The sequence below is a fragment of the Burkholderia sp. MSMB1078WGS genome (assembly GCF_001528895.1).
Lineage (GTDB): Bacteria > Pseudomonadota > Gammaproteobacteria > Burkholderiales > Burkholderiaceae > Burkholderia.
Genome location: NZ_LPDI01000111.1, coordinates 85,097 through 102,527, shown reverse-complemented (window position 1 = coordinate 102,527; position 17,431 = coordinate 85,097). Strand labels below are relative to the sequence as shown.

At 61.6% G+C, this 17,431-nt stretch carries 26 protein-coding genes and 4 pseudogenes; 14 read left to right on the top strand and 16 right to left on the bottom strand.

The annotated features are described in order from the left end of the window. The first annotated feature begins 232 nt into the window (after nucleotides 1-232). The 3 genes from WT24_RS30545 to WT24_RS30535 all read left to right on the top strand — a co-directional run bounded on the left by WT24_RS30545 (nucleotide 233) and on the right by WT24_RS30535 (nucleotide 2,876). A complete protein-coding gene (locus WT24_RS30545; protein ID WP_034207422.1) occupies nucleotides 233-973 on the top strand; it encodes a 3-ketoacyl-ACP reductase in 741 nt (246 codons plus the stop codon). Between the two features lie 119 nt (nucleotides 974-1,092). After that, a complete protein-coding gene (gene phaR, locus WT24_RS30540) occupies nucleotides 1,093-1,659 on the top strand; it encodes a polyhydroxyalkanoate synthesis repressor PhaR (protein WP_006485265.1) in 567 nt (188 codons plus the stop codon). Between the two features lie 119 nt (nucleotides 1,660-1,778). Then, entirely contained in the window at nucleotides 1,779-2,876 is a 1,098-nt protein-coding gene (locus tag WT24_RS30535; RefSeq protein WP_257127581.1) for a lysozyme inhibitor LprI family protein, read from the top strand. Nucleotides 2,877-2,998: 122 nt separating this feature from the next. On the opposite strand, the gene WT24_RS30530 is transcribed toward WT24_RS30535, so the two are convergent. Then, nucleotides 2,999-3,253 carry a hypothetical protein gene (locus tag WT24_RS30530; RefSeq protein ID WP_059498821.1) on the bottom strand — a complete coding sequence of 85 codons (255 nt, stop codon included), beginning with the start codon at nucleotides 3,251-3,253 and terminating at the stop codon, nucleotides 2,999-3,001. A gap of 522 nt (nucleotides 3,254-3,775) precedes the next feature. Between WT24_RS30530 and WT24_RS30525 the strand changes: the two genes are divergently transcribed. The 3 genes from WT24_RS30525 to WT24_RS34760 all read left to right on the top strand — a co-directional run bounded on the left by WT24_RS30525 (nucleotide 3,776) and on the right by WT24_RS34760 (nucleotide 5,384). Continuing rightward, nucleotides 3,776-4,048, top strand: a complete 273-nt coding sequence (locus WT24_RS30525) for an AbrB/MazE/SpoVT family DNA-binding domain-containing protein (RefSeq protein WP_060036963.1) — start codon at nucleotides 3,776-3,778, stop codon at nucleotides 4,046-4,048. A 26-nt stretch (nucleotides 4,049-4,074) separates the two neighbouring features. Next, nucleotides 4,075-4,413, top strand: a complete 339-nt coding sequence (locus WT24_RS30520) for a type II toxin-antitoxin system PemK/MazF family toxin (protein WP_060036957.1) — start codon at nucleotides 4,075-4,077, stop codon at nucleotides 4,411-4,413. Between the two features lie 131 nt (nucleotides 4,414-4,544). Beyond that, nucleotides 4,545-5,384, top strand: coding sequence for a hypothetical protein (locus WT24_RS34760; protein WP_156441888.1), 840 nt, complete (start codon nucleotides 4,545-4,547; stop codon nucleotides 5,382-5,384). Nucleotides 5,385-5,393: 9 nt separating this feature from the next. Here the strand turns inward: WT24_RS34760 and WT24_RS30515 are convergent, their stop codons facing one another. The 7 genes and pseudogenes from WT24_RS30515 to WT24_RS30485 all read right to left on the bottom strand — a co-directional run bounded on the left by WT24_RS30515 (nucleotide 5,394) and on the right by WT24_RS30485 (nucleotide 9,119). Beyond that, a complete protein-coding gene (locus WT24_RS30515; protein ID WP_060036955.1) occupies nucleotides 5,394-5,672 on the bottom strand; it encodes a hypothetical protein in 279 nt (92 codons plus the stop codon). Beyond that, nucleotides 5,669-6,376, bottom strand: a complete 708-nt coding sequence (locus tag WT24_RS30510; protein WP_060036953.1) for a hypothetical protein — start codon at nucleotides 6,374-6,376, stop codon at nucleotides 5,669-5,671. The genes WT24_RS30515 and WT24_RS30510 overlap by 4 nt, the downstream gene beginning before the upstream one ends. Beyond that, the gene (locus WT24_RS35885; protein WP_060036952.1) at nucleotides 6,373-6,570 is read right to left on the bottom strand and encodes a hypothetical protein; all 198 of its coding nucleotides are present in this window, start codon (nucleotides 6,568-6,570) and stop codon (nucleotides 6,373-6,375) included. The genes WT24_RS30510 and WT24_RS35885 overlap by 4 nt, the downstream gene beginning before the upstream one ends. Continuing rightward, nucleotides 6,567-6,905, bottom strand: a complete 339-nt coding sequence (locus WT24_RS30500; protein WP_257127583.1) for a DUF4031 domain-containing protein — start codon at nucleotides 6,903-6,905, stop codon at nucleotides 6,567-6,569. The genes WT24_RS35885 and WT24_RS30500 overlap by 4 nt, the downstream gene beginning before the upstream one ends. Nucleotides 6,906-6,961: 56 nt before the next feature. Next, nucleotides 6,962-7,962: pseudogene (locus WT24_RS30495) on the bottom strand (phage Gp37/Gp68 family protein). A gap of 372 nt (nucleotides 7,963-8,334) precedes the next feature. Next, complete coding sequence (locus WT24_RS30490; protein ID WP_060036947.1) at nucleotides 8,335-8,571, bottom strand: hypothetical protein; 237 nt, start codon at nucleotides 8,569-8,571, stop codon at nucleotides 8,335-8,337. Continuing rightward, nucleotides 8,568-9,119, bottom strand: a complete 552-nt coding sequence (locus WT24_RS30485; RefSeq protein ID WP_060036945.1) for a hypothetical protein — start codon at nucleotides 9,117-9,119, stop codon at nucleotides 8,568-8,570. Before WT24_RS30485 ends, WT24_RS30490 begins: the two co-directional genes overlap by 4 nt. Before the next feature lie 36 nt (nucleotides 9,120-9,155). Between WT24_RS30485 and WT24_RS35045 the strand changes: the two genes are divergently transcribed. The 4 genes from WT24_RS35045 to WT24_RS30465 are packed head-to-tail and all read left to right on the top strand — an operon-like array spanning nucleotide 9,156 to nucleotide 10,128. Continuing rightward, a complete protein-coding gene (locus tag WT24_RS35045; protein ID WP_060036943.1) occupies nucleotides 9,156-9,341 on the top strand; it encodes a hypothetical protein in 186 nt (61 codons plus the stop codon). A gap of 11 nt (nucleotides 9,342-9,352) precedes the next feature. Beyond that, entirely contained in the window at nucleotides 9,353-9,625 is a 273-nt protein-coding gene (locus WT24_RS30475; protein ID WP_179949412.1) for a DUF1488 family protein, read from the top strand. After that, on the top strand, nucleotides 9,626-9,835 hold the full coding sequence (locus WT24_RS30470; RefSeq protein WP_060036939.1) for a hypothetical protein: 210 nt from the start codon (nucleotides 9,626-9,628) through the stop codon (nucleotides 9,833-9,835). 14 nt (nucleotides 9,836-9,849) lie between these two features. Beyond that, nucleotides 9,850-10,128: a hypothetical protein gene (locus WT24_RS30465; RefSeq protein ID WP_060036937.1), complete on the top strand. Its 279-nt coding sequence runs from the start codon at nucleotides 9,850-9,852 to the stop codon at nucleotides 10,126-10,128. A 9-nt stretch (nucleotides 10,129-10,137) separates the two neighbouring features. Here the strand turns inward: WT24_RS30465 and WT24_RS35880 are convergent, their stop codons facing one another. From WT24_RS35880 to WT24_RS34755, 3 genes are all read right to left on the bottom strand, one after another. Continuing rightward, nucleotides 10,138-10,431, bottom strand: coding sequence for a DUF551 domain-containing protein (locus WT24_RS35880; protein ID WP_179949411.1), 294 nt, complete (start codon nucleotides 10,429-10,431; stop codon nucleotides 10,138-10,140). 71 nt (nucleotides 10,432-10,502) lie between these two features. Further along, a complete protein-coding gene (locus tag WT24_RS30460) occupies nucleotides 10,503-10,742 on the bottom strand; it encodes a hypothetical protein (protein ID WP_060036935.1) in 240 nt (79 codons plus the stop codon). Continuing rightward, nucleotides 10,739-11,317: a hypothetical protein gene (locus WT24_RS34755; RefSeq protein WP_156441886.1), complete on the bottom strand. Its 579-nt coding sequence runs from the start codon at nucleotides 11,315-11,317 to the stop codon at nucleotides 10,739-10,741. The genes WT24_RS30460 and WT24_RS34755 overlap by 4 nt, the downstream gene beginning before the upstream one ends. Before the next feature lie 128 nt (nucleotides 11,318-11,445). Between WT24_RS34755 and WT24_RS30445 the strand changes: the two are divergent. The 3 genes and pseudogenes from WT24_RS30445 to WT24_RS33945 form a co-directional block, all read left to right on the top strand. Next, nucleotides 11,446-11,658, top strand: a pseudogene (locus WT24_RS30445) (glycoside hydrolase family protein); the annotation flags it as partial. Beyond that, complete coding sequence (locus WT24_RS30440; protein ID WP_060036929.1) at nucleotides 11,655-12,200, top strand: hypothetical protein; 546 nt, start codon at nucleotides 11,655-11,657, stop codon at nucleotides 12,198-12,200. The pseudogene WT24_RS30445 and the gene WT24_RS30440, both read left to right, overlap by 4 nt. Continuing rightward, a pseudogene (locus WT24_RS33945) lies at nucleotides 12,197-12,730 on the top strand (lysis system i-spanin subunit Rz); the annotation flags it as partial. The gene WT24_RS30440 and the pseudogene WT24_RS33945, both read left to right, overlap by 4 nt. Nucleotides 12,731-12,760: 30 nt before the next feature. Here the strand turns inward: WT24_RS33945 and WT24_RS35875 are convergent. The 3 genes from WT24_RS35875 to WT24_RS30420 all read right to left on the bottom strand — a co-directional run bounded on the left by WT24_RS35875 (nucleotide 12,761) and on the right by WT24_RS30420 (nucleotide 14,485). After that, nucleotides 12,761-13,396 carry a DUF6602 domain-containing protein gene (locus WT24_RS35875; protein ID WP_373557252.1) on the bottom strand — a complete coding sequence of 212 codons (636 nt, stop codon included), beginning with the start codon at nucleotides 13,394-13,396 and terminating at the stop codon, nucleotides 12,761-12,763. Between the two features lie 324 nt (nucleotides 13,397-13,720). Then, nucleotides 13,721-13,975 (bottom strand): hypothetical protein, encoded by a 255-nt coding sequence (locus WT24_RS30425; RefSeq protein ID WP_060036925.1) that lies wholly within the window; start codon nucleotides 13,973-13,975, stop codon nucleotides 13,721-13,723. Nucleotides 13,976-14,017: 42 nt separating this feature from the next. Next, nucleotides 14,018-14,485 (bottom strand): hypothetical protein, encoded by a 468-nt coding sequence (locus WT24_RS30420; RefSeq protein WP_306453372.1) that lies wholly within the window; start codon nucleotides 14,483-14,485, stop codon nucleotides 14,018-14,020. 77 nt (nucleotides 14,486-14,562) lie between these two features. Between WT24_RS30420 and WT24_RS30415 the strand changes: the two are divergent. After that, nucleotides 14,563-15,281: pseudogene (locus WT24_RS30415) on the top strand (SOS response-associated peptidase family protein). Nucleotides 15,282-15,314: 33 nt separating this feature from the next. On the opposite strand, the gene WT24_RS30410 reads toward WT24_RS30415, so the two are convergent. Together WT24_RS30410 and WT24_RS30405 are read right to left on the bottom strand one after the other, a co-directional pair. After that, nucleotides 15,315-15,836, bottom strand: coding sequence for a hypothetical protein (locus WT24_RS30410; protein WP_060036921.1), 522 nt, complete (start codon nucleotides 15,834-15,836; stop codon nucleotides 15,315-15,317). Beyond that, nucleotides 15,833-17,266: a recombinase family protein gene (locus WT24_RS30405; protein WP_306453371.1), complete on the bottom strand. Its 1,434-nt coding sequence runs from the start codon at nucleotides 17,264-17,266 to the stop codon at nucleotides 15,833-15,835. Before WT24_RS30405 ends, WT24_RS30410 begins: the two co-directional genes overlap by 4 nt. Nucleotides 17,267-17,431: the final 165 nt, after the last annotated feature.

Here is a 17,431-nt window from a genome sequence, read left to right as displayed (position 1 = left end):
TTCGAGCGCGATGCGAAGCGCGGGCTGGCGTCGCTGTGCATCGGCGGCGGGATGGGCGTCGCGCTCGCGGTCGAGCGTCCGTGATCGGCCAACCGTGATCGGCGGTTCGTAACCGGCCGTTCGCCACAGGCGAACCGGATCCGTGCGCCGGCCGATTGCAGCTTCGGCCGGCGTTACGTGAAGTCAGAGGGGGCCTTCGGCAGCTCTCGAAACCAAAAATGGAGTGAGATTTATGTCTCAGCGAATTGCGTACGTAACGGGCGGGATGGGCGGCATCGGCACCAGCATCTGCCAGCGCCTGTCGAAAGACGGCTTCAAGGTGGTCGCAGGGTGTGGCCCGAACTCGCCGCGCCGGGTGAAATGGCTCGAGGACCAGAAGGCGCTCGGGTACGACTTCATCGCGTCGGAAGGCAACGTCGGCGACTGGGACTCGACCAAGGAAGCGTTCGACAAGGTCAAGGCGGAAGTCGGCGAGATCGACGTGCTGGTCAACAACGCGGGCATCACGCGCGACGTCGTGTTCCGCAAGATGACGCATGAAGACTGGACCGCCGTGATCGACACCAACCTGACGAGCCTGTTCAACGTGACGAAGCAGGTGATCGACGGAATGGTCGAACGTGGCTGGGGCCGCATCATCAACATTTCGTCGGTGAACGGCCAGAAGGGGCAGTTCGGCCAGACCAACTATTCGACCGCGAAGGCCGGCATTCACGGCTTCACGATGGCGCTCGCGCAGGAAGTCGCGACGAAGGGCGTGACGGTCAATACCGTGTCGCCCGGCTACATCGGCACCGACATGGTGAAGGCGATCCGTCCGGACGTGCTCGAGAAGATCGTCGCGACGATTCCGGTGCGGCGTCTCGGCGCGCCGGAGGAAATCGGCTCGATCGTCGCGTGGCTCGCATCGAACGATTCGGGCTTCGCGACGGGCGCCGACTTCTCGCTGAACGGCGGCCTGCACATGGGCTGAGCGCCCGGGCTGCGCGGGCCGGATGGCCGCGCAGCCGGGCGTTTTCCGAAGGCCCCCGCCTCCCGGACCCGGGAGGCGGGGATTCGTCACTTGCGCTACGCTGCACTCAAAGGCGTTACATGACTACTACAAAGAAGACGGCCGAACGGCTCATCAAGAAGTACCCGAACCGCCGGCTCTACGATACCGAGACAAGCACGTACATTACGCTCACCGACGTGAAGCAGCTCGTGCTCGAGCAGGAGGATTTCAAGGTCGTCGACGCGAAATCCAACGAAGACCTGACGCGCAGCATCCTCCTGCAGATCATCCTCGAGGAGGAGAGCGGTGGCGTGCCGATGTTCTCGTCGTCGATGCTGTCGCAGATCATCCGTTTCTACGGTCATGCGATGCAGGGCATGATGGGCACGTACCTGGAAAAGAACATCCAGGCATTCATCGACATCCAGAACAAGCTCGCGGATCAATCGAAGAACCTCTACGAAGGCAACGCGATGAATCCGGAAGTCTGGTCGCAGTTCATGAACATGCAGGCGCCGATGATGCAAGGGATGATGACGAGCTACATCGAGCAGTCGAAGAACATGTTCGTGCAGATGCAGGAGCAGATGCAGAACCAGGCGAAGTCGATGTTCAGCACGTTCCCGTTCAAGCAGCCCGGCGCATCGGAGCCCGAAAAGAAGTAACGGAATCGCGGCAGGCCGGCCGGGGCGGTCGGTCGCTATCGCGCATTCGGCCAGGACGAAGCGTGGCTGCCGCTTGCCGGAAAAGATGGCCGACGGTCGTCCGGGATCGTCGGCACCGAATGCCCGTGCCGGGCAGGCACGGACATCGTCGTCGTCCAGTCGATCGAGATCCCGTCCATACGAATGAAAGCCAGGTCGCACCGCGCGTGACGGTGCGCGTTCGTGCCCGCGCGGACGCTTGCCTGGCGTACCATAAGCGGCGCTGCACGGCGATGCGCGAAATGCGCTGGCGGTTCCCGCGCATGGCGAGAGGTCAGATGCCGCATCGATGCGGGCGGCCGAGAAAAACAAACCGACTGAGAGAGAGCATGCGAGGGATTCGAACGGCATCGACCGGCAGGCTGGCTGGTCTTGCTGCGATGTTCATGATGGGTGTCGGCCTGGCCGTGCCGGGCTTTGCGATGGATTGCGCGAAAGCCGTCCAGCCGATCGAGAAGCGCATTTGCGCGAGCCCCGCGCTGCGCGCGGCCGATGCGCGGATGAATGCGGCCTATGCGGGCGTGCTACAGGCCGCGCCGGACGCCGCCGTCCGCGACATGCTGATGCGCAGCCAGCGCCGCTGGCTCGCCGCGCGCAACAAACGACTTGATACCGATTACGACGGCCATCGGCTGGCCGTCGACGAAGTGCGCAAGGCCTTCGATCGGCGCACCGCCGTGCTGGCCGACCGATCGGATGAAGGGCTGATCGCGCGCGCACTGGCCGAGCGGCAGTGGCTCGCGAAATACAGCGGCGGCCCGCTGGCCGGCTTCGATGCCAACTGCGATTTCATTCCCGACGATGCGAGCGGCGCGCATGTTTCTTATGCGTGTTTCGGCGCGATTCATGTGCAACATCATGCGCGGGTGTGCAGCCAAAGCGAGGACTGGGCGACCGGCGCGGTCTATCAGTACCGCCTGGTGAGCGCGACCGACGGCGGGAAGGTGCATCCGGTGGCGTTCTGCGAAGCGCAAGGCACGCATGCATGCGACAGCGGCAGCGCACAGGCGGGATGGGTGCGGGCTGCGGCGTCCGGTGGCGAGAACCGTACGCCGGCGCCGGTGGTGGGCCTGCCGCAGCTCGACGCCGAATTGTGGCCGCTCGGAGAGGGCGGCGATGCCGCGTGGTTCGATCGGTGTCTGAAGGCGCCGGTGTTTCCGGATGCGGATGCGCACTGACGCGCGGCGTTTCGAGTTCGGGCACGGCTTGCCATCCGAATCGACGGGCTGGGTGCTGCGGCGCCGGGGACTGGCGCCGCAGGGTCATCGGTGCGGGTGACCGCGACGCGTTCCGTCGTTGCTCAGTGTGCCGAACCGAAATCCTGATCGTCGTCCGACGGAGGAAGGTCGAGCACGAGCTTGACGGCACTGTAGTTCGCTTTAAGTGAAAACACGCGACCGATCACGAGAAATGTCTGGCGCGAGTTATCGAGTTCGACGAAATCGCCGGGTTGCGGCACGTGTGCGCCTTGGTCGTAGGAAAAGCTGGTGCTGGTCTGCTCGCCGATGGCTTCTGCGGCGTGCTCGGTGAATTCGATTGTGATGTGGGTGGTCATGCGGGGCCCGTTGGGTCGATTGGAGAGAGCGGATGCCGCATTTTCGCATAGCGGCTGCGCTAATTCGGGGCGATTCTTGTAGGACTGCGCGCGCGCCCCTGTCCGACGTGCCGCCGATGGTAAGCAGACGACCGGTCGGCCCGGAGTGAAAGGGACGCATCAAGCGCCCCGGCTTCGTCGGCTGTCCATCGCGCTGCATGCTCGAACTGCCGATCGACGTTGCCCGCCGGTCGCTCATTTTGGCTCGCCGCCCCTAAATCGCTGTAAACTCACGCTTTTGCTGCCACGCCCCCACATTCCAGATGTCCCAATCCCCCAAAGTAGGGTTCGTGTCCCTCGGGTGCCCGAGAGATATCAAATATAAATTGTTTCGTTCCCACCTCCGTACATGTATCAACGACGTTGACACATGTGAGCCGGTCGCGTACAATGTTTATACGCGTCGATACGAAGTGCGGTAGCACGGTGGAAAGATAGGATTATTCGAGATACGTAGTTAGGCAGGTAGAAAAGGAGCGCGTGATGACTGTTCAAACCCTCAAGCGTTGGGGGAATAGTCTTGCGGTTCGAATCCCGGCGAGCGTTGCGCAAGAGGCACATTTCGCTGAGGGACAGGAAGTCGATATTCATGTGGTTGATGGCAAGGTGCAGATCCATGCGCACACTGGCATCAAGAGGTTTTCCCGCGAGCGCTATTTGCAGCAGTTGCGCGAAGGGAAACTGGAGCCGCATCCGATTGTCGATTTCGGCGATCCGCAAGGCAGTGAGTTCGGAGGACCGGACGAGCACTCCTGACGCAGAACCAAAAAGGATCGAAGAAAATGCTCAACGGAGTTCCGGAAGCAGGGGACGTGATTCGGCTCTATATCGGGCCGAGCAAAGGCAACGAGCAGGACGGATATCGTGCGGTGGTGGTCATCACTCCAGTCGATATAAATGAGCTAACGGGACGGTTCGTCGGCTTGCCAATCACGTCGACCGTACGGGGATGGGAATCGGAGATTCCGATTTCTAGCCTCGCGCGGCCGGGTGTGGCGCTCGTCGATCAGATCGTCAACCTGTCGTTCAAGGCACGCGAGTTTCAGTTCAAGGGCGAGCGTGCGACCGACGAAGAGATGGAAGCGATCAGGTACGCAGTTCGTATGTTTCTCGACCTGTAATATGAAAACGGCACCGCAAGGCGCCGTTTTCTATTTGGGTGCAACTCGCTTCGCTGGGCCTTGTGTCCGCTGTAGCTGTTGCATGTGCGATCATTGATCGACAAAACCGCTAGCGTCGGGGAGCAACACAAATGAACCTGGGTGATTGGATTCCAGCAACGGTCGTGACTGGCGCATGGAGCTTTGTACTATGGCACTACAAGGAAAGGGTTGGAGCGTACCTGACCAGAAGTGTTCAGCATGATTTCGATGTGCGCCTAGCGGCTGTTCAAAGCGAGTTTCGCGAGAAGGAGGCACAACTTCAGGCCGATCTTCGGGCGAAAGAAAGACAGATGGAACTGCTACGCACTGGTGCGCTTTCCGCTCTGTCGGCGCGGCAGAGTGCACTTGATAAGAGACAGCTCGAAGCAGTAGAGCAAATCTGGGATGGGTTCTGCGCGTTATCTCCGGCGCGAGCCACCGCGAACTGGATGTCGATTTTTAAGTTCGAACCTCTAGCAGAAGCTGCAGCGAACGATGCTGGCCTTCGTAAGTTGCTGGCAACATTCGACTGTGATCCAGAGGCACTGAGGCCCGCCGTTGCGGCCTCGAACAAAGCTAGACCGTTTGTAACGCCCCTCGCATGGGCATTCTTCAGTGCGTACCAATCGGTTGTGATGTTCGCTGTCATGCAGAGTAAGGCACTGCAATCAGGGATAAAGCAGAATTTGATGAAGACTGATTCGGTAATCGATCTTGTGAAGCAGGCTCTACCGGAATACTCGCAGTACCTCGATCAACATGGCGTTATCGCGGCGAACAACTTGCTTGGAGAACTGGAGAATAGGTTGCTTGCTGAACTGCGGGCGACTGTCGAAGGAACGGCGCAAGATGAAGCCAATCTGGGGCGAGCAGCGAAGATTCTGAAGGCTTCTCAACAAGTTGAAACCGAACTAGCTCCGACTGCTACAAAGGTGCAAACGGCGCCGTAGCGCCGTTCGTTATAGCGAAGCAGGTTTCGTCAATACGCGAAGATGACCGCTCCCGATCAGGAAGTTTCGATACGATCGGATTGCGATCTCCCGCACTGCACGCGTCACGGCCGGTCCGGCCTCGATGATCTTGCCGTTTTGGTCGAGGACTGCGAGCGTCGCAGGCTGACCATCCGGAGTCACGATGCTGAGCCCTTGAAAGCTGACGGCGCTGATCGTGCTCGCGATCGCTGCTGCAATCTGCGTGTCGGCAGTCGGGCATTCGTGTTTCGATTGTTTCTTCGTCATTCCGACGTACCTCCCACTCGTTTAAATTCGACGACCCATACCCATGGGTTCGTGTCCCAGCCACAGCCGCGTGCGGCGTTGAGGCTGTCCCAGAGATCGTGAAAAGCGCGGATACTCGGTGGCCGGAAGGCGCCGGCGCAGTACCTGCGCATGTGATGGTCCTCGATCGTCACACCTTCGTCGCGCGCGTCCGACTCGCTGATGCTCTGCAGGCGCTCGGCGCGCACGCTGGTGATCTCGAGCGTGATGCGAGAGGCCCAGCGCGGCATGTGGATGGACGGTGACCAGCCGCGCGATTCCTTGGCGTCGAGAGCCTGGAACGTGTCGAGGTCGATGTCGACCTCGGCGCGGCCATCGTCGGCCTGGTACGCGATTCCGGCATAGCGTCGCGTCGGGCGGTCGCCCGCGAACGTCTCGGTACCGATGCGACGCACTTCGTGCGTCTCGCGCACCCACAGCCGGTCGCCGACGTCGCCGTGAGGGCAGACGTAGCAATCGCCGGTGTGTGTGTGCCAGATCGCAGCCAGTTCAGGCGCTGGCGTTCCGCCTGCATACTTCACGGATCCGCCGCCGGCTGTTGTCGGTTCCCAAGCGCCGAGCGGATTGTTGTGCGGTAGCTTGATGACGCGGTGTGTCTGCGTCTTCCGGCCTTCGAGGATGGCTCGTACCATCGGGCCGCTGAACAAAATAGGGTGGTCAATCACAGGTCTAGCCCCTTCGTTTCGGCGAACGTGGTCGTCGCGAGGCGCACCATTTCGCCGATATTGGTCGATAGCTTCCACGACGGGTACGTGGTCGTGAGCTGTTCCCGCAGCTTCTTCCACTCTCCGAGCGTCATCGTCATGGTGAGCGTCATCGGCACGTCGTCGGGCCGCTGGATTTTGAATTCGGATTTCATCGTGGCTCCGGAAAATCGTCGTGCGCGAGGCTGGCTGCGGCCGCCGGTGTGCTGCCGCGCGATTCGCGTCTGGCAGCGATGAATTGCTCGAGCCACTCGACCGCGCCGCCAGGCGAGCCGAGCGCGCCAGTCACGCGGCGCCGCTTGTTCATCGCCCCGCATTCGCGATAGGTGATTGGTACTGCACCCGCGGCGATCGCGGCTGCGCGCTTGCTGATCGAGATGTCGAAGTGCTCGTCGCGTGTGCCAGCGTGTTGGATCCACTTCGGGTTGACGCCGATTTCGCAGACCATGGAAAGCAGCTCTTCGGTTGTATCGGCGATGAGATGCGACATCTTCATGCGGCCGAACTTGCCGACCGGGTGTCGGTACATGTCGTCGACGTAGACGGTCATCGTGGTGCTCCAGGGAATTCGTCGTGCGTGCGGCCATCGAGCAGCCGGCCGGCGCGCGCTTGCCTGCGCGGTGAACCATCGACCAGCCGTCGCCGCTCGCGGCGCCGCGGGGATAGTCTTCGACGCGGTAGCCGCCAGCGACGACCCGGCCGTCGAGCGCGATCGCCGCAGTTTCGAAGCGGCCGGCACCGAAGTCACCGCAGCCCGGCGCCCATTCACCGTGCTGCTTGAACAAGAACGGCACGCCAGCGTCCGCGCATTGGTCGCGCAGCGAGCGGGCCCAGTCGGGATGCATAGGACGAGCTCCGGGGCCGCTTTCGCCGCCGCCGATCACCCAGTCGACCCGGTTCTCTGGCGATATATGGCCGCCACACTTGTGGGCGCGGAAGCCGCGCAGCACGTCGTCGCAGTACGACCAATCGCTGTCGGGCAAAGATCGCATGACGCACGTCAGATCCACCGGACCGAGCAGCGGCTCCATCGACAGGAAGCGCACGCGCGCCGGCACCGCGAGCAGCTTCGGGATGTCGCGGTCTGCCTCGGCCTGGTTGACGATCGTCGCGCCGAGCCAGACGTTATCCGGCAGCCGGTCGACGCCGATATGCTGCAGCATCGTCTGCACGTTGCCGATGCGCTTCGTCAGAATCAGCCAGTCGAGGTTCGCGGTATTGGCGATCAGCCGGAACAGGTCAGCTCGCCACGCCGGATCGACAGCGTTGTCGAACACGTCGGCGAGCGACGCGCAGAACACGCGCTGGTGCCGGCCGTGGATCGCATAGAACGTGCCGTCGCGATTCCACTGCAGCGGCTTCCGCCAGTTCGCGGCCGACGTGCGGCGGCGCGGGGCGCCGGGTCCCCAGTTCACGGCGGTGCCACCGCCGAAGCGCGCGTTGCGCGTCTCGGCGTAGCAGTGATCGCAGCCCGGGCCGACCTTCTGGCAGCCTTCCCACGGATTGAACGTGTGGTCGCACCACTCGATTTTTGTGTTCTCGCTCATGGTCTGTTGTCCGCGCCGCAGTGTGGGCAGTCGAGAGAATATCGGTCAGCGTCTCGCAGGAACCGGCCGCATCCGACGCAGTTCACGCGGTCCGCGTGCTGCTTAGGAGGCTTGGTCAGCGTGATTCCGGTGCCAGCGAGCGCCTCATCGCGCTTGATGTGCTGCGCGTCGACTGCCGGCCGCCACTTCGAATCGATGTAATCCTTCGGCCACGGGATGTCAGTCGCGCGCGCGTTGTGGCGTGCCTGCGCTTCGTCCTGTGTATAGACGTGGCGTTTCTCAGGTCGGTTGTGTAGCCGCTTCCGTTACGCGCCCACCACAGCACGTCATTGCCGACGAATGAACGGCTGTCCTGAAGGTATAAAAGCCCGCTCATATCTGGATGTCCACGTATTTGGTGGTAAGTCGCGCTTCTTCGCTGTGGTGCCGGCGATAGACGATACGAATGCCGCCACCGAGGTCGAGCGACCGGCCGCGGCCGTTGTCGTCGTTCAGCTCGGCTTGGTGGTCGCAGCAGGCCGAGCGCAGTGTCGCGGCTAGGGCGAGAGGATCGACCAGCAGTCGAAGCAGGAAGTCGTGGTTGATCTCGATGACGGTTCGCGTGCTCATGCTGCAAGCTCCTCGTCGTCGATCTCCATGGGCTGCTGAAAGACGCGGCCGCGCTCGCCGACCGGGATCGTCACGAGTCCCGCCGCGGTGAGGAACGGATTGCGCTTCATGGCACTGCGCGTCGCTCCGGTTTTGATAGCCGGCGGGCGGGGCACATCGGGCTCGGTACCGACTGCCCAGACCGGCCGCCATTGAGCGCGCCCGACGGGCGGAATCCAGTCGACGATATGCACTTCGGCGCGGTGAATGGTCAGCAGTTCGCTGACGCGCTGCTGTGAGACGCCGCAGCGCTTTACCAGCTCGCGAACCGAGAACTGCTCCTGCTCGAGAATGGCGCGCATGCGGTCCCACGCGGGCGTCGCGCATACCTTCCGGTCGCGCTCCGGTCGCTTGACCTTCAGCACCCGACGAGCAAAGGTCTGGACCGAATTCTGTGAGCGTCTCGGAAACGCTGCGTAGAGCGCCTCTGATGTGATGGGGGACGGATAGAGGCGGCCGAGCAGGCGCGCCTCGGCGGTCGTCCACAGGTTGGGTTTCGACGTCGACATGCTACGATCCTCGAAAGAAAACAACTCGGGGGTAATATGGGGAAGGTCTCGCTCGGCACCTGCGCGCTCATCGTCGTTGTGTTCGCGATCGTGGTCGCCGCGTGGATGCTGCGGTACACGCCGATCAACAACGCCATGGTCTGGGACCGATGGAGCCACGACATGTGCTTCGTCGAATTCGCATCCCAAGGCAAACCGCTGAAGTGCATGAAAGACGAATAGAGGAGATGGCAGTGGCGTACGAACCGACACCAGGTACCGAACCGTTTGAAAAAGGCGGCGACGTTCACTTCTCGCTGACCATTGACGGCATCGTTCAGCGCTTCTGCATTTCGCGAGAGGCGCTGGATGATCACTTTGGTGATCCGCCCGGGACCGCTTCGGATCGGCTGGCCGCGTTCGAGCGCGGGAAAGACCAGATCTACCAGGCGGCTGCCGTCAAACTAGGCATTCCGGCGAGCGGCGTCATCGTCGTCGGTACATTCGATTTCCGCAGGAAACCCTGAATGCGGTCTGTTTTCCTGATGCGCGGCTACGAAATGAACTGCACGCCACGCCCGACCGACGACGGCAAGTTCGCCGCGCAGGTCAAAGTGACGAAGGTGGGATTCAGCCGCGAGGCTGCATTTCGGAAACTTGGCGAATTCGACACAGAGCCTGAAGCGGTCGCCTATGCGAAGCGGTTTTCCGAAGAGCGGTTGACCCGGGACGCATGAGCGGGAGATCCAATATGACTAGGGCGGAGTTCCGAACGCTCGTATTCGAAATTGCGCGGGCAAAATGCCTGCGTGTCGACGAGATGAGGGACGGTAAGGCGCGAATCTGGTTCAACGAAAAGAGCCAGAAGTTCCTCCATGCCGATCACATTGACGACTTGTACGATCGACTGCGCCATCCCAACCTCTCGATGCACGACATCAACATTGCGATCGAGAATGCCGCACCAGGTCGCCCCTGTACCCACCGCGGCATGCGCGAGATCTACGCGCAGATTCATCGCTCATCGTGAGCTGAACTCTTATGAACGGGTGGGTTCGTCAGGTAGTGGCATCCAATGGGTGACGTCGTGAACTGGAGCACCGTAGCGATAGAACGTTGGCTTCTGGCTAATCTGTCTACCGAAGAATGCAATGCGCTCGCCAGTCTCCATCGCGGGGTAAATCAGCACTTCGACGCCCAGCGATCCTGCCTTTCGGTTACAGATCGGTAGCTTCTCGTCGACGCTGATCCACGCATTCCCGTTGGGCGTAGTGCTATTGGCGGCAACGTATGCTGCCAGTTCCAACGCAGCCGTATAGCTCGCGCCGTCCATGCAGGTGCCACGCTCGCGAATTCACTGCGACACGATCGGCTCCATCTCCTTGAGCATGTCCTTAGTGATCTTCATGCTCGCACCCATCCTTTCGACGTCGAGCGGATCTTCCCGCTCTTGCGGACCGCCTGAAGGCGCCGGTCAACGATGCGCCAGCCGACGACATCACCGAACGTGGTCGGCCGACATTCTTCGCGCGCGAGTCGCTCGCTTTCTTCACGCACTGCACCGGTGTTGACGGCTGAGAATTTCTTCGGGGTATCTTCGATCGATGCGACGATCAGCGTGTCGAGTTTGTGGTACTTGCTCATTTCTGTCGGCCTCCTTGGGCGCCGGCGGCTTCGACGATCCGGCGCAACTTCTCGCGCCCGAAGAACACGGCGTTCCCCTTCAATACCTCGTCGACTGCCGCGATTGCTTCGTCCGTCACCTCGCCGCTCGGCGGCGGCAGTTTGAGCGTGCTGCGCTGAATCTTGATCGCGTTGTCGAGCGCGTCGATATGGTCCGTGGTGAGCGTCTGCGCACGGTCGGCTTCGATCAGCGCGAGTGCAGCCGCGATGACGCCGGCGGACGCCGGTTCGCTGCTCGGCTGCTGGGTGGAAGCGAGAAGGGCACGCATGGCTTCGATATGAGTTTGCGAGACCGCCATCGCGCGCCGGTCGTGGCCAGCGATGTCGGGACGATACGTATCCGCGAGCGCCCGCAAAGCCCGTTGCTCCGACTCGCCGTTCTCTTTCAGTTCGAGCAGTTCACGGCAGCGCTGGAGAAGGTCTTCCGTCAGCCCGTCCCGAGCGGGCGCCTGCGCGGGAGCGTGAGCGACTCCCGTATAGGCGCGTTGATACTTCAGCAGCAGGTCTTCCCATGCGTCCGGGTACCACTCGGGCATCAGCGCTTGTAGGCGTTCGTACAATGCGCGGCCGACTGCCTGCGCGGCCAACTGCGGGGCGGAGTAGACGACGCGCGCAAGCGCCGGATCACTCTTGACGCGCTCGTAATACTCCCGTGTCGTGTCGAGCCACGAGCTTCGCCTACAACGTCGGCGCCGGCGCGTACTGCGGCAGCACGACGGCGAAGCGCTTCAACGCCGGCGACTGGAAGGGCGCGTGCCGCGCGATCAATGAGGCCGACAGCGGCCGGCCGCAGTGGGTGACGGCCGGCGGCCGCGTGCTGCCGGGCCTGGTGAAACGGCGCGCGGAAGAGCGCGCCCTCTGTGAGCGCGGCCTATGACGACGAATACTCACGAAACGCGGCGCACGCTCGCCGAGGACGTCTTCTATCCCGATCACGAGCCGCGCACCGAGTCGTCGACGTTCCGCGCGAGCAAGCGCGCGATGAAGGCGGCCGGCGGCTACGTCTGCGCGGTCTGCGGCGATGACCAGGCTGTCGAGTCGCACCACCGGTTCTTCGAGTGGGCGTTCTCGCACGCGATCGACTGGAAGTGGATCCGCGGCGTTGCGCTCAACCAGGTCGACACGATGTTCAGCCACAAGCTGCAGCGCACCGTGCCGATCCCGCGCCAGCACCCGGTCTGGGATGTGATCCGGCTGACCCAGGGTTTCGACTGGGAGGCGTTCGATCCGGCCCGGCCGGAGACGTTCGTCGACTCGACCTACAACCAACTGCTGCTGTGCGCGCTCCATCACCGGGGCAAGGATCACGGCCGGCATGAGGAAAGCGATCCGGTCTGGAGCGTGCAGGCGTTCCTGCTGCCGGGGTTCGTCTACTCGCCGGACGAGCTGAAGCGACTGCATGCGAAGGAGCCGAAATGATCGTCCTGAAAGTCGTATGGCCGTACCTGCTGGCTGCGCTTCTTGGAGCGGCGGCCGGCGCCGGTCTCGATCACCTAATCGGCGTGCGCAAGCTTGCCGACGAGCAGGTCGCGCGCGCGTCGGACGCGCAGCGGCATGCAGAAGACCTTACCTCGATCTCGCATGCGGCACTCGCCGCAGAACAGCGCGCGATCGCCGCCCACGATGCGGCCGCCTCGCAGGTGGCGGCCGTCGACGCACGACTCACGAAGGAGCGAACCGACCATGAAACCGAAAGTCGCAGCCTGCGCGCTGCTCTTGCTGCTGACACTGACCGGCTGCGCGTCGCCGTCCGGAACTGCACTGCAGCCAGTTCCGATGGTCTGCCCGGAGCTACCGGCGCCTCCGGCGTGGGCGATGGTTCCGCCGCCCTCGCAGACCTCGACCCAGCGGTTGCAGAACGCGTTTTCGGGGTCGCCGGCGACGACCAACGCGAAATCGACAAACTGAAGGCGGTGCAGGGGTGGGTGTGTGCGGTGCGTCAGGCAACCAGGATGTTAGTTCCGACGCCTAGCCAAGAGTCATTGCCCCAGCACGTATTGGAGCGGTGCTTCGACCGCGAGGGATCCGCCCATACTGCCAGCGTAGTGCAGGCAATAGATTAACGCCCAAAGGGCCGCTGGATTGCCCGGGGTGCTAATGCCGTGAAAATTGTCCGTGCTGCAGAACATCAACGAGTCGACGGCAAGGATTCCGTCGATAACCCCGGACCTCAACTTCGACTTCATCGTGTCGAGTGATTTCCATCCTTTGAATCCAACGACGAAAAACGGTATGTACGGCGGGGCTGTTGGGCCGAATGCGATACCACTGCCAAACTGTCGTTTGAGGGCTGAGAGCTTGCTCGCAGTTGCTTCAACCTCACTCCATTGACTCGATAAATCTGACTTTACTTCGATGACAGCAGAAATCCCTTCGGCCAAGTAGAGGCGAGTCCTTTCCGATCCAACAATCGGCAAGCTTGGCACGAACGGGTATTCGATGACTACGTCCAATTGACCGCTTCTGTTCCCCGCTTGATCAGTTGCGTCACCAGTTCCGAAGCGAAAATGCGACGGCAATACCTGAGACAGAAAGCTATCGATAAAGGTCTGGCGCTCAAGTCCTTTAGTGTTGGAAGACAAGCTAATGTTGGATTCATACGCTCCAACTAGCATTTTGTGAATACCGATTAACCGGCTTATGACGTGTTGATTCAATTCGCGCCCCGTACTGTGCTTTTATGAACAGCAAGTCTAACCGATCTCTAGAGATTGATGTCTGAGGTATTTCGGCGCACCGCGTTTGCTTGATCAGTTCTCGGGGCCATCATCCAGGCTGTCCGGGCCGCAATTGCTAGCTCCTCGAATTTCGATTGGCTTGATGTAGAACCCGCGCGCCGTCAGGTCCATCGTGACGTCGCTGAATGAGTCGAAAATGTCGTATCCGCATTCGACATACGTGGTCGTGGAATCGAAATTGAGATCCTCGATGTTTCGCTTTCACATGAGCGGTAAGTCGGTCGAGTGCCCCGGATCGAAGTGGGTGACGCTTAGGTACGGCGGACGAACGCCGCGAGGTGGATACTCCGAGCGGAGGACGAACTCGACGTTGACGACGACGTGGTGCTCCGGAATGCGGTCCGCGTAGCGCAGCAGGTATGCCCGCAGAGAATGGCCGTCCTTCCGGTCTTGCGCCGAGGCGAAGCCGAACCAGTCGTCGTCGGAATCGCTGAATTCTTCCGCAATTGTGCGCATAGTCGCCTCCCGTGCGAGTGGCTTCAGGATGCCACAGCCGCCTCAAATCATCCCAGCGCGCGCCCGTTCCTTTCGAAGGAGATGGCGCAGCTTCTGAAAGTCTCCATTCCAGCCACTGGGCTGCCCGCGATCCGGGATGTTCTTGTCGACGTAATCGAACCACTCTTGGATGTAGTCCAGCGATTTCCGAAGGGCGACGATTTCGAGGATCAGCCATCGCACCTGTAGGTCAGTGTATTCCCGCCACAGGGCTCTAAGTTCGGCATCACTCGGGGCATCGAACTCTGGCATCTTCGGCTTCAGCCTGATGCGCCTATCCCTCCGCGGCACGCGATTTCGGTCGACTTTGGTGCGCTCGAGGGGCCTCGTCTGAGCCATCTCGATTCGGTCAAATACCGTCTCGAGCCACCATTCAAGCTCGCGTTCCGTCAATTCGCAGGGCGTGCGTTTCCACTCGTTCTCGTCGAGAAACCGAAACTCCCAGATGTACGCCCACTGCGGCTTGATCACGTCGAAGCCACTGTATAAAAACACAGTGTATCGCGGGGTAAGATGGTCCCGTCAAGAATGAAAATTGGGGACGGTCTATGTGCACGAACTACGTCGCACCGGGCGAAGATCCGGGCCTGAGCGAGCTGAAGATCAATAACTTTCGCGATCTGTACCGCTGGACGCCGTGGAAGCCCGAGATCTATCAGGACTACGACGCGCCGATCGTCGGCTACGTCGACGGGCAGTTCAAGCCGCTGATCGCCAACTTCGGCTTTGTGCCGCGCTCGATCCAGAAGGAGCGGATTGAGGCGGCGAAGGCGGCCGGCAAGAAGCCGGACATCATGCGCACGCTGATGAACGTGCGTGATGATAACGTGGGGAAGCCGCGGCTATTCGCTCCAACGTGGCGAGATGGGGGCGCTGCCTGATCCCGGCCAAGTACGTCGTCGAGCCGTCGTATCCGGATGCCTATCAAGGCAACGATGGCAAATGGGTGCTCGGGCCATGCGTGTGGCAGCGCATCGGTGTAATCGACCGCCCGACGCTGTGCGTCGCCGGTATCTGGCAAACGCTGCGTCGCCCGGACGGTTCGGACGTTCATGCGATGGCGATGCTAACCGTCAACGCAGACGGCCACCCGCTGATGTCGCGCATGCACAGGCCGGCCGACGAAAAGCGGTCGGTCGTGATTTTGCGACCCGACGATTGGGAAGAGTGGTTAACGACGTCGAACGTCGAGGCCGCGCGCGCGATGCTGCAGCTCTATCCTGCAGACGAAATGTTGGCAGAAGCGCGGTTGAATCCGTCCAAATGAAGTGCTCTCCTGACATGCATCACGGACCTGAAACTATTGCTGCTTGAGGCCTTGATGCGTGGCCGTTTCGGTCGGCGTAATTGCCTCTTCAAGCATCGCGCCGATAAAACCGGCTCGGGCGTATGCCGATGCTGACAGCGCGAACAAATACATCCCCCCAATCATAAAAATGGGGATCATGTACTTCGCATCCATGTGAATAATGACATAAGGAGAAGGTGCTGAAGGGAGCGCAGCGAGCTTGTACTGCATTCGGATCAACGTGACCAGCAGGCCTGAAAACAGCGCTCCGGTCATAAAGAAGCTGGCTCGGTGACGTGCCCGCACTTCGCGTTGGAAATAGAGTTCCCGAAGGACTGAACTCTCACGTAGTTCTTCGATCCGCTTATCGTAATCAGCCTTTGCCAAGGCAGACCTGCTTGACCATGCGGCGTAACCTTTCAGCGCGAGTTTCGTGATACCTGTCCGTACGTAGTCGGCGACAATTTTAATTGCGACTGAGCCGATTACCGCCGTCGTCCACCATACAGGCGATGCAAGGTCGTCAAGAGTCATGGTCGGTTATTGTCTTGGCAAAGTGGGAGGGTGTCTTCCGCAAGATCGTGCTCCTGCGCGGCTCGCCACTCGCCAGTCTTTCGATCGACATGGAGCATGCGTGTACTACCACGCTTTGCAATGAGAATCAGCCCGATGGTGTCTTCCCCGGAATCGGGTTGGAATCCCGATTGGTAAATCACGATTCTTGAGAATGTGTCGGCGACGAGCTGGCGTGCGGTTAGGCGCGCATTGTAATCGAGATATTCCACCCCGCGTATCAGTTCGCGCCACGCATCTGCAGCGGCCGGCGCGACATTCGACGCCGATGCGGTGAGCTGATGCTCGAGCGAGTCGACGTCCCGTCGCTCGGTCGCAAGCTGATTTTCGAGCTCGCGCACGCGGCGCAACACTGCGGCAGGCGCCTCGCCGTCATCGAATAGCAACGCGTCCGTGACACGTTGAACCTGAGCCTCGAACTCGGCAACGCGCTGCCGCGCGCTGGCCAGCTGCGCCGCGAGCGACACCGTTCCAGAGTCGCCCTCCAGCAAGCGCGTCAGATTGATCTGGTCTGAGCAATACAGCATCAGGGCCCGTTCGACCGGCACGACGCTGCAACTTCCACTGACCTTGCACCCGGCGCTCTGGCTGTACGTGACGCAGTGCAGCCGGCGGTGGCCGGGGTATGGGCGTCCGTCGGCAGCCCGCCGGCGGCCCATGATGTTCTGCGCGACGATCGCGGCACCGCAGTATCCGCAGTAGGTGATCCCGAGCCCCGTCACGACCCCGGGGATTTCTCCCTTGCCCTTGCGGCGCCCGCGTTGCTCGGCCAGGTATCGCAGATCGGCGAACTCGGCATCCGTGAGCAGGGCGGGATAGTAGCCTTCGAGCCGGAACGTTTCCCCGTCGACCTCGACCGACTTCTCGCCGATCAGCATCCGGTTCGCCAGCAGTCGGTAGATGTGGCTCGATGCAGAGCGGCCGCTGTCCGTTATCTTGAGCCCGCGGTCGGCGAGCTCCCGCACGATCCTGACTGCGCCGTGACCCTGCTTGAACATTTCGATGACGAGGCGTACCGCGGCCGCCCGGTCGTCGGCCAGTTCGAACCCGCCGGCCTCGGTTTCCCTCACCCAGTGCGGATCCTTGCCGACTCGGATCGGCGCGCGCCACGTGCCGGCGATCCAGCCCTGACATTGCCGGCGGATCGCCGCCTTCACGCGCTTGCTCTTCGTGTCCGATTCCTCGTGCGCGCGGATCATCACCAGCAGGCTGTAAACGAGATCCATCGGCTGCGCCTTGAGGCGCTCGCGGTTGTACTCGCGGCCGTCGCTAGCCGTCACGACCGTAATGCCGGCGTTCACGATCTGTGCGAGCTGCGCCTGCGCCTGCAGCGGCTCGGCGCGGCTCAAGCGATCCAGACCTTCGACGATCAGTACCGAGCCGGCGGGCACCTGCCCGTCCTCGACCGCCCGCAGAAATACCCCAGCGCGCCTTGCCGCACATGGCGCTGGTGGTACGCCGACAGCCCTTCATCCCTCAGTGATAGGGACGCATCAAGCTCCATCTCGTTGTCGGCCGCCCAGCGGGCGGCGTACTCGAGCTGCCGATCAACGCTA